Origin of the sequence: Cyanobacterium stanieri LEGE 03274, from assembly GCF_015207825.1 — a bacterium.
Lineage (GTDB): Bacteria > Cyanobacteriota > Cyanobacteriia > Cyanobacteriales > Cyanobacteriaceae > Cyanobacterium > Cyanobacterium stanieri_B.
This window is the reverse complement of the sequence record NZ_JADEWC010000049.1, coordinates 1-8601: the sequence shown is the minus strand read 5'-3', so window position 1 is coordinate 8601 and position 8601 is coordinate 1. Positions and strand designations below refer to the sequence as shown.

6 protein-coding genes and 1 pseudogene are annotated in these 8601 nt (G+C 38.9%); 4 read left to right on the top strand and 3 right to left on the bottom strand.

Annotation, left to right across the window (positions count from 1 at the left end; translation table 11 throughout):
• Window positions 1–161: 161 nt before the first annotated feature.
• The gene (locus tag IQ215_RS13950) at window positions 162–1553 is read right to left on the bottom strand and encodes an NAD-dependent malic enzyme (RefSeq protein ID WP_193802014.1); all 1392 of its coding nucleotides are present in this window, start codon (window positions 1551–1553) and stop codon (window positions 162–164) included.
• Between the two features lie 116 nt (window positions 1554–1669).
• Between IQ215_RS13950 and IQ215_RS13945 the strand changes: the two genes are divergently transcribed.
• The gene (locus IQ215_RS13945; protein WP_193802013.1) at window positions 1670–2311 is read left to right on the top strand and encodes a Uma2 family endonuclease; all 642 of its coding nucleotides are present in this window, start codon (window positions 1670–1672) and stop codon (window positions 2309–2311) included.
• Here the strand turns inward: IQ215_RS13945 and IQ215_RS13940 are convergent.
• On the bottom strand, window positions 2297–4813 hold the full coding sequence (locus tag IQ215_RS13940; RefSeq protein WP_193802015.1) for a sigma 54-interacting transcriptional regulator: 2517 nt from the start codon (window positions 4811–4813) through the stop codon (window positions 2297–2299). The genes IQ215_RS13945 and IQ215_RS13940 overlap by 15 nt on opposite strands.
• Before the next feature lie 52 nt (window positions 4814–4865).
• Complete coding sequence (locus IQ215_RS13935) at window positions 4866–5774, bottom strand: sulfotransferase domain-containing protein (protein WP_193802012.1); 909 nt, start codon at window positions 5772–5774, stop codon at window positions 4866–4868.
• 178 nt (window positions 5775–5952) lie between these two features.
• Between IQ215_RS13935 and IQ215_RS13930 the strand changes: the two genes are divergently transcribed.
• From IQ215_RS13930 to IQ215_RS14435, 3 genes and pseudogenes are all read left to right on the top strand, one after another.
• A complete protein-coding gene (locus IQ215_RS13930) occupies window positions 5953–6699 on the top strand; it encodes a glycosyltransferase family A protein (RefSeq protein WP_193802011.1) in 747 nt (248 codons plus the stop codon).
• Between the two features lie 112 nt (window positions 6700–6811).
• Window positions 6812–8152 carry a TldD/PmbA family protein gene (locus IQ215_RS13925; protein ID WP_193802010.1) on the top strand — a complete coding sequence of 447 codons (1341 nt, stop codon included), beginning with the start codon at window positions 6812–6814 and terminating at the stop codon, window positions 8150–8152.
• 322 nt (window positions 8153–8474) lie between these two features.
• Window positions 8475–8601: pseudogene (locus tag IQ215_RS14435) on the top strand (photosystem II q(b) protein); the annotation flags it as partial.

The window sequence follows — 8601 nt, the reverse complement described above, 5'->3', positions numbered from 1 at the left end:
GAGTATGGGAGTGGAGGGGATGGGGAGTAAGGGTAAAATAGTTCAATTATTCATTGTCAATTGTCAATTATTCACGCCTTTACAAGACTATAAATTTTATCCCGAACTTAGGTTATTAAGCATGGAGGATTTGTTGGTGGGCAATGCCCACCCTATTTTGGTTACAATCTAGCGACTCCTGCTTCACGGGCGGCCTGTTGCACGGCGGCGGCGACGGTGGGAACAATACGTTCGTCAAAGACGGAGGGGATGATATGTTCTTTGTCGAGGATGTTGGGGGGTACTAAAGAGGCGATCGCCCTTGCTGCTTGTAAATACATCTCGGTGGTGAGGGTTTTGGCACGACAGTCTAGCGCCCCACGGAAAAGCCCGGGGAATGCTAAAACGTTGTTAATCTGGTTAGGATAATCACTTCTACCCGTGGCAATTACCGCCGCATCATCTTGGATTAATTCGGGTTGAATTTCGGGAATGGGGTTGGCCATGGCGAAGACGATGGGATCTTTTGCCATACTACGAATCATATCCCTAGTAACCACTTTGGGCGCACTTACCCCAATAAATACATCTGCACCGACAAGGGCATCTTTGAGGTTTCCTGTTTGCGCCACGGCGAGGGATTGTTTTTCGGGGGTCAAGTTTTCTCTATCTTTACTGATGATACCCTTAGAATCACAAAGAACGATGCCATGGCATTCTGCTTTTTGTAGTAAACGGGCGATGGCAATTCCTGCTGCCCCTGCACCGTTAATAACTACTTTTATATCGCTCATGTCCTTTTTAACCAATTTGAGGGCGTTTATGAGCGCCGCAATGCTGACAATGGCTGTACCATGTTGATCATCATGGAAAATGGGAAAATCTAACTCCTCCTGTAGTCTTCTTTCAATTTCAAAACAACGGGGGGCAGCGATGTCTTCGAGGTTTACTCCCCCAAATACGGGCATCATATTTTTAACGGTTTGGATGATTTCTTCCACATCCTGAGTATTGAGACAGACGGGAAAAGCATCGATGTTGGCAAATTCTTTAAATAGCATGGCTTTCCCTTCCATCACTGGTAAGGCCGCCTCTGGCCCTAGGTTTCCTAACCCCAAAACTGCGGAACCATCGGTAACAATGGCAATGGCGTTGCTTTTAATGGTCAAAGAGAAAACATTTTCAGGGTTATCGGCGATCGCCCGACAAATGCGCCCTACTCCGGGGGTATAGGCCATAGCTAAGTCGGAGGAGGAGGAGATATGGATGCGGTTTTGGATATGAATTTTACCGCCTCGATGGATGTCGAAGGTGCGATCGCTAATGTGTAATACTTTAATTTCGGGGATATTTTTAATGGCCTGAACAATTCTCTCAGCGTGTTCGGTACTTGAGGCATCAATGTGTAATTCTCTTTTTGTAATCTTCAAACTACGCTCAATCAATAGCACCTCTCCCAAACTACCACCCACATCAGCAATCGCTTGGGTAACTTTTGCTAAAGTACCAGCCCTATTTAATAATTCTAACCTCACCGTTAAACTGAAACTAGGGTTAGGGGTTAATTCTGCCATTCCTTTTTAATACCAATAATTATAATAGTCCTTAGAATTGTAGCTCACAGAATTTTTTTAGGAAAGCCATAATCATAAGAGAGCATAGGGAAATCAAAACATAAGGGAGTTTTGCCATGGTTACGGAAGTTTTGTCTAAATCGAATAATGTGACACGCCTTGAGGGGGTGCGCTGGGAAACCTATCAGGCTTTATTATGGGATTTAGCAGAGTCTTCCCATCAAAAGTTGACTTTTAATCAGGGTATATTAGAAATTATGACCCCTTTACCAGAGCATGAAATTAATAAAAGTTTTCTGGGTTGTTTAGTTCGAGTCACCACGGAAGTTTTAGGATTAGAAATAGCCAGTCTTGGTTCAACAACCCTAAGCCGTAAGGATTTACAAAAAGGTATTGAGCCTGATGAGTGTTTTTATATTCAAAATGAGCCATTAGTTAGGGGAAAATTCTCTTTTGATTTTACCATGGATCCTCCCCCTGATTTAGCCATCGAAGTGGATATAACATCTACCTCCCTCAATCGTTTAACTGTTTATGAAGCCTTGGGAGTAAAGGAAATATGGCGTTTTGATGGCAAACATTTAGTCATTTATTGTTTGGAAAAGGGAGTTTATGAAATCAGGGAAAATTCTCAGGTTTTATCTATCCTATCTAAACAAATTATTCTCGATTTTCTGAATAAACGCCGTGAAATAGGGGAGAATGCCCTACTTCGTGAATTTCGCCAACATTTACAGCGCACCTTACACAATCAATAACCAAAAAGCAACCCCCAGACTAACACTGGATAAGTGTTGAGGTAATAGCAGTTTGAAGGATTGACGGGCTATTTTTTGACTCAAAATGACGGTTAATAGTACCCCGAAAATAATGGTTATTCCCTGTAAAAATTCAATGACCGCAGGATGGGCAACCCAAATGGGTAAATTACTACCATCTAAGCCAAAAGTAGTCGCAAAAAGGGGTAATACGCGCCCTGCTTCCCCTAAACCCATTTGTAAATAGTAGGCTAAACTGGCGGTTAATACTAAAGGTAAATAGCCGTAGGCAAGTTCGATAAAACTACGGGATTGAATTTGATTAAGTTTGCAAACTAAGAGAATCACACCATGGGCTATTAGAGGGATTATAGCGGGAATAGTGATAAGGGCGATCGCACTTAAACCGTGAATCCAAAAATTATCTAAATCCAAACCTAAATTAAAATAATCATTAATTTGCGGGGTAAGGTGCAAAAACACCGCATTGAGCAGCAAAAACAACAACGCCACCTCATAACTACGGGGTTGATGAGTTGTCCACAACTCCACCGCAGGAGGACGTAAATTGAAAGTAACCGAACGATGGGGACAAGCCTTTAAACAAGTCATACACAAGACACAGTCCCGATTATCCTGCATTTGGGCAGGGTGAGAATATAAAGGACATCCATTGGTTTCTTGCCCTTCTCCTTTCTCAGGCCCCCCCTTATAACATTGATAAGTATTACATTCCGCCGAACAAGTTCCCTGCTGCGCTCGTAATTCCGTCATTGCCAACTTAGCAAACATCCCATTCATACCACCAATGGGGCAGAGATAACGACACCAAAAACGTCTTTCAAATATGGCCGAACAAATCATCGCCCCTGCCGTAATTAACAATAGTAAACAGGAAGAAAGATAAGCAGTGTTGGGTAAATCCCATAACTCCTCCCATAACAAAATCAGGGCAAAACCTGTAAATAAAAACCAACCGCCCCATGTTTCCGCTGTTTTCCGAGGCCACTTTTTCAATTGATAATTGGGGAATAAAATCTGAGTCAATTTTTGAGTAACTTCTCCATAAATCATGAATGGACATACAGAACACCACAAACGACCCACAAAAGGAAAAGCCACTAAAATTAAAGGCCACCACCAAGCCCAAAATAAGTTAAGGGCAAAGTTTTGATCCCTTGTCTGTGGCCCTATGAAGAGAATGATTACCACTAAAGCAAATACTGTTAAAGTAAAGCCATAATTAATTCGATCTGGCCACCATGGGCTACGGAGAAAATGACGAAAATTAGGATAAGCTGTTAAAAGATTAAAACGAAACTGACGTTTTTTGCTTTGGGATGGCCAAATAATTTCCTCAGTTAGTTCATTTGTTCCTGCTATTTGGACGATCGCCCTTTCAATAAGGTTTTGTAACTCCCGTAGGTTGTTAGGAAAATCGTAACTTTGTAAACGTCTTAGGGCTTCAAGGGTAATTTGAGGTTTATTAATTTTTTTGTTGCGACAAATTAAACTGATGTAGTAGTTCACTTGATCTTCAATATCGCTCTTTCTCACCCGCAAGGGAGGAACTTTTATATCATGGGTAACAAGTTTTCTAATTTCGGGAATGACTTTTTCACTGATAAAGACTAAACGGGCTTGACATTCTTTTTCACTCTTAAAAATGGTTTGCCCTCTAGTAATGGGAGTATAGGTTTTCGATTTCAATAGTTGTACAATACGGGGTAACAATTCTGAGGGTAAATCTTGAATATTGTTAAAAATCAGAGTGCCTTCCCCTACCGCCTCAATTAAACCAGGTTTACCCCCTGCCCGTCCAAAAATTTCTGCCCCACTAGCTTGAAGTTTGGCACAATCCACCTTAACCACAGGCTCACGGCGATCGCCCGAACCATAGTGAATTAGAGCCGAAAGGTTGTCTTTCTCCAATCCCTGCTCCCCAAAAACTAACACCGATTCACGATCTTTTGACGCATTTTTCACATTTTGCCGTAGTCTGACTGCATACCGACTTCTGCCGATAATTCCCCTTTTTGCTTTGTTTACCAGATAGGGGCGTAATACTTCTCTTCTTTCCTGCTCAAAATCTAATTGGGAAGAAAGATTGGCGATTTCTTGGGCTAGTTGTTGGGAAAAAGCCTGACTGATGGCGGGGTATTGCTGGATCAACTGGGTAAATTTTTCCGCAGGAATTGCCCATAATTTCGCCTTGGTGATGGTGGTAACACTATTTTGGGCAGATTGTTCCAAAATCAACTCTCTTAGGTTTATCAGGCTTCCAGCTAGGACACAGGAGGTTTGCTTTGTACCCTCAATTTTTACCTGCCCTTCTTCTAAGATATATACATTTTTAATGGGTTGGTTGACTTCGGTAATGGTTTCATTTTTTGCCCAAGAAGTTAAAGTAAGGTTAGGGGCGATCGTCTTTAACACCTCATCAGGTAAAATACTCATAGCGGTGCGCTCTTTTAACCATGTCACCAACTCATTCATCTCCATACCATCACCCATAATCTATTAAACTATCTTCATTCTAAGACTAATTACTTATTTATTTCTTTGGATAACCATATCTCAACATCATAGGAAGACATAACCCCGTAACCTTCAAATAATCTTGCCGAGATAAATTCGTTTTCCACTGTTCATCCAACTTTAACTTGACAACCCCTGTTTTCATACGATTCGGATTACCAAACACACTATGGGTAATACCTAAATCTACCTCATCATCAGCCACAAAAGGTAAATCCACATCAGGAAAACCCACAAAATCCACTATTTTTTGCACTGTTTGCCGAGGATTTTTAATAAAATCTTCATAAAAAACCCGCATATATTTTTGTTTATTTTGACTACCTAATAATTCCGTAGCAATATTTCTTAAATTCCAACCCAAAGCATTATCAACAATGTTGTAATTTCCCAGATACTGTGATGGTTTTAACCAAGAATAAGCGCAACCACGAGGATCTCGAACTAAGTGTAACATATATAGTTCAACATTATCTGTAAAATTTAATATCGAAGCATAACCAGGATGCAATGAATCATCTACAATCAATTCGGCATCATTTACCATTGCAATGCCTTGATATAAATTGTGAATAATTTGTATGTACCGTTGAAACTCTGATGAATTTTTATTCTGTGAAGGAAAAATATGAGATAAAACTAATTCTTTATTTTTTGGCTCAACTTTTTCTCTTAATTTAGTCATTTCTTTATCACTAACCGAGTTAATATCGCCTATTTTTTCGGCAAAAATTTTTCTCCATACTTCACATTGTTTTAAAGGTTTTCCACAACCACACTTACTGTTTTTTCGTAACCCATCCTTCCAAATTGTTCTTAATTCTCCACCGTGAAAAAAAGGTTTTATCTGTCCTAATGTTCTTCCTAAAAGGGTGCTTCCACTGCGCCCCCATCCAGCTATATATAAAATTTTTATCTTTTTCATAATATTTAAATTGCCATATAAAATAATGAATTATTCATTGCTTTCAGTTTATTTAATTTACAAACTCATCATATATCTTAGATAATAAATAGTATATGAGCAAAAAAAAATAATTAATTAAGCAAGAGTCTTTATATGAGTTACGATTGTTAACTATCCTCTATATTTTAGAAAATATATGTTAGTTTTTATTGTTCCTCTTAAGAGCGCGAAAGTATCTAAATCATGGTATAAGGTGAGCCAATTATTAGAAAGAACTTTAAAATCGATTTGTAATCAAACATCTTCTCAATTTAAAGTTTTAGTTGTCTGTCATGAGAAACCAATAATTCAATTTTCTAATTCTGCGGTGCAATATATACAAGTAACTTATGATATTCCTGAACATCCAAATAAAATAGTTAAAGGATTAACAGATAAAGGTAGAAAAGTTTTACGAGGATTGGTCGAAGCTAAAAAATTTAACCCTACCCATATAATGTTAGTTGATGCGGATGATTGTGTAAGTTCAAAATTGGCAACCTTAGTGGAAGAAAATCCTTTTTGCAATGGTTGGTATTTTTCTAATGGCTATAAATATTTAGAAGGAAAACCTTATATATACATAAAAAGAACTAGATTTTATACTCTTTCAGGAACTGCAAATATTCTCAAATATGATATTTTAGATATTCCTAATCACCCTGAATATAATAGGGGATATGGATACTATAAATTTTATCTTGACCATCAAAAAATTCCGGATAAGATGAAGGCTCAAAATTTTCCTTTAAAGCCCCTACCATATATTGGAGCAATCTACACCCTTGGAGGGGGAGAAAATATGTCGGGTAATGAGGATATATTAAAGTTTAATTGGTTAAATAGACGTAAGCTAACTGATAAGATCAGAAATGAGTTTGCTTTATTTCCTTTAAAACAATAATGTTTCAATAATGACTAACTTAAGTTTTGGCTATATTTGTATATGGCTGAACACAATATTTTCAGACTCCTAATACTGTTTTTGATTACAAATAGCAATCATTTTATAATATATGTCAAAAGTACAAACGATCGCCCTTAACACCAAAGAAAAAGCAGAGAAGTTAAATATCAAAAAATATGACATTTATGGCTTGACGGTGGAACAAACCAGCGTACAAGTATTTCAGGGCGAACCAAAACAGGTAAAAGCCTCCCAAAAATCCAGTGTCATTGTGCGAGTTTGGAATGATAATAATCAAATTGGGGTGACATCTACCACCGATGTGGATGCCAAAGGCATTGAAGCCGCCCTCAAAACCGCTTACGAAGCCAGTAATTTTGGCGTAAAGGAAAATATCCCCGATTTTAGCGAAAAAGCCAAATCTCCCTTACCGCAAGTCAAAGTAGAATTAGGCACTCAAACTCCCCCCGCCGAATTAATTGAGAAATTATTAAAAGTAGAAAGTGATTTACTAAACGCCCACAGTGCGATCGCCTCTGTACCCTATAATGGAATCTCAGAACAAGAAATAGAACGATTCTACCTCAATAGCGAAGGTGCTTTACGAGAAGAAAACCGCACCTATGCCACAATCTATTTATACACCACCACCGAACAGGAAAACAGAAAACCCCGTAGCGGAGGCGCTTACAAAATAGCCCCTAGCCTACCCAAACTAGATATTGACGGCTGTTTCCAAGAAACCGTTACCAAAACCATCAGCCACCTAGACTACCAACCCATCAAATCAGGAAAATACACCGTAGTTTTTTCCCCCGAAGCCTTCCTAAGTCTATTAGGAGCATTCAGCAACCTTTACAACGCCCAAAGTATCCTCGATAAACAAAGCCTTTCTACCCCCGAATCCCTCGGAGAAAAAATAGCTTCCCCACTCCTATCCGTATCCGATAACGCCCTACACCCCGGCAATATTAGTGGTGAAACCTTTGACGGCGAAGGCACTCCCACCCAAAACCTTCCTCTTATTGTTGAAGGAGTATTAACCAACTTTCTCCATAGTAGCGTCACCGCCAAAAGAATGAACGCTCAACCCACAGGTAACGCTAGTATTGGAGCAAAAGTCAGCATCAGTCCCAATTTTTTTCATGTTTTTCGAGGGCAACAACCCAGCCAAACCTATAACTTAGAAGAAGCCGAAAACGTAATTTTAATAGATGATGTTCAAGCCCTCCATGCAGGGGTAAACTCATTACAAGGCTCATTTTCATTGCCCTTTGACGGATGGTTAGTTAACAAAGGAGAAAAAACCAGTATAGAAGCCGCTACCGTTGCCGGAGACTTCCTCGATTTATTAAAATCCATTGTTTTTGTCGAAGAAAAAGCAGAAACAACCCCGAGTGGTGTATGTCCTCGCATTTGGGTTGACAGCCTTTCCATTACAGGACAATAAATTCTCATTTTCTTAATTTTTTCCCCTCAAAAAGCTCTCATTTTCTCAGATTGAGAGCTATTTTTTTACATAAACTTCTTTTTTTACCCTTCATCCAGTCGTAATCTTTTAAGTCGCACAGTATAAATATCAATATCCTACTTTCCCTGATACTCAAGCAAGACAAGGCTTACCACATAGTCACTACATCTATGATGTTATTTTTAAAAAAACTTTTCTGAAAATCCTTGACAAAACTTTACTTGATGTATTATTATACTTACAGAGTGATTTTTTCACTTAATTATCGTACCTCGAAAACATCATAAAGAAATCATAAAAGATGACTACCACTTTACAACAACAACAGTCTTCCGCATGGGAGCAGTTTTGTCAGTGGATCACTTCTACCAACAACCGCTTATATGTAGGTTGGTTCGGTGTATTAATGATCCCTTGTTTATTAACTG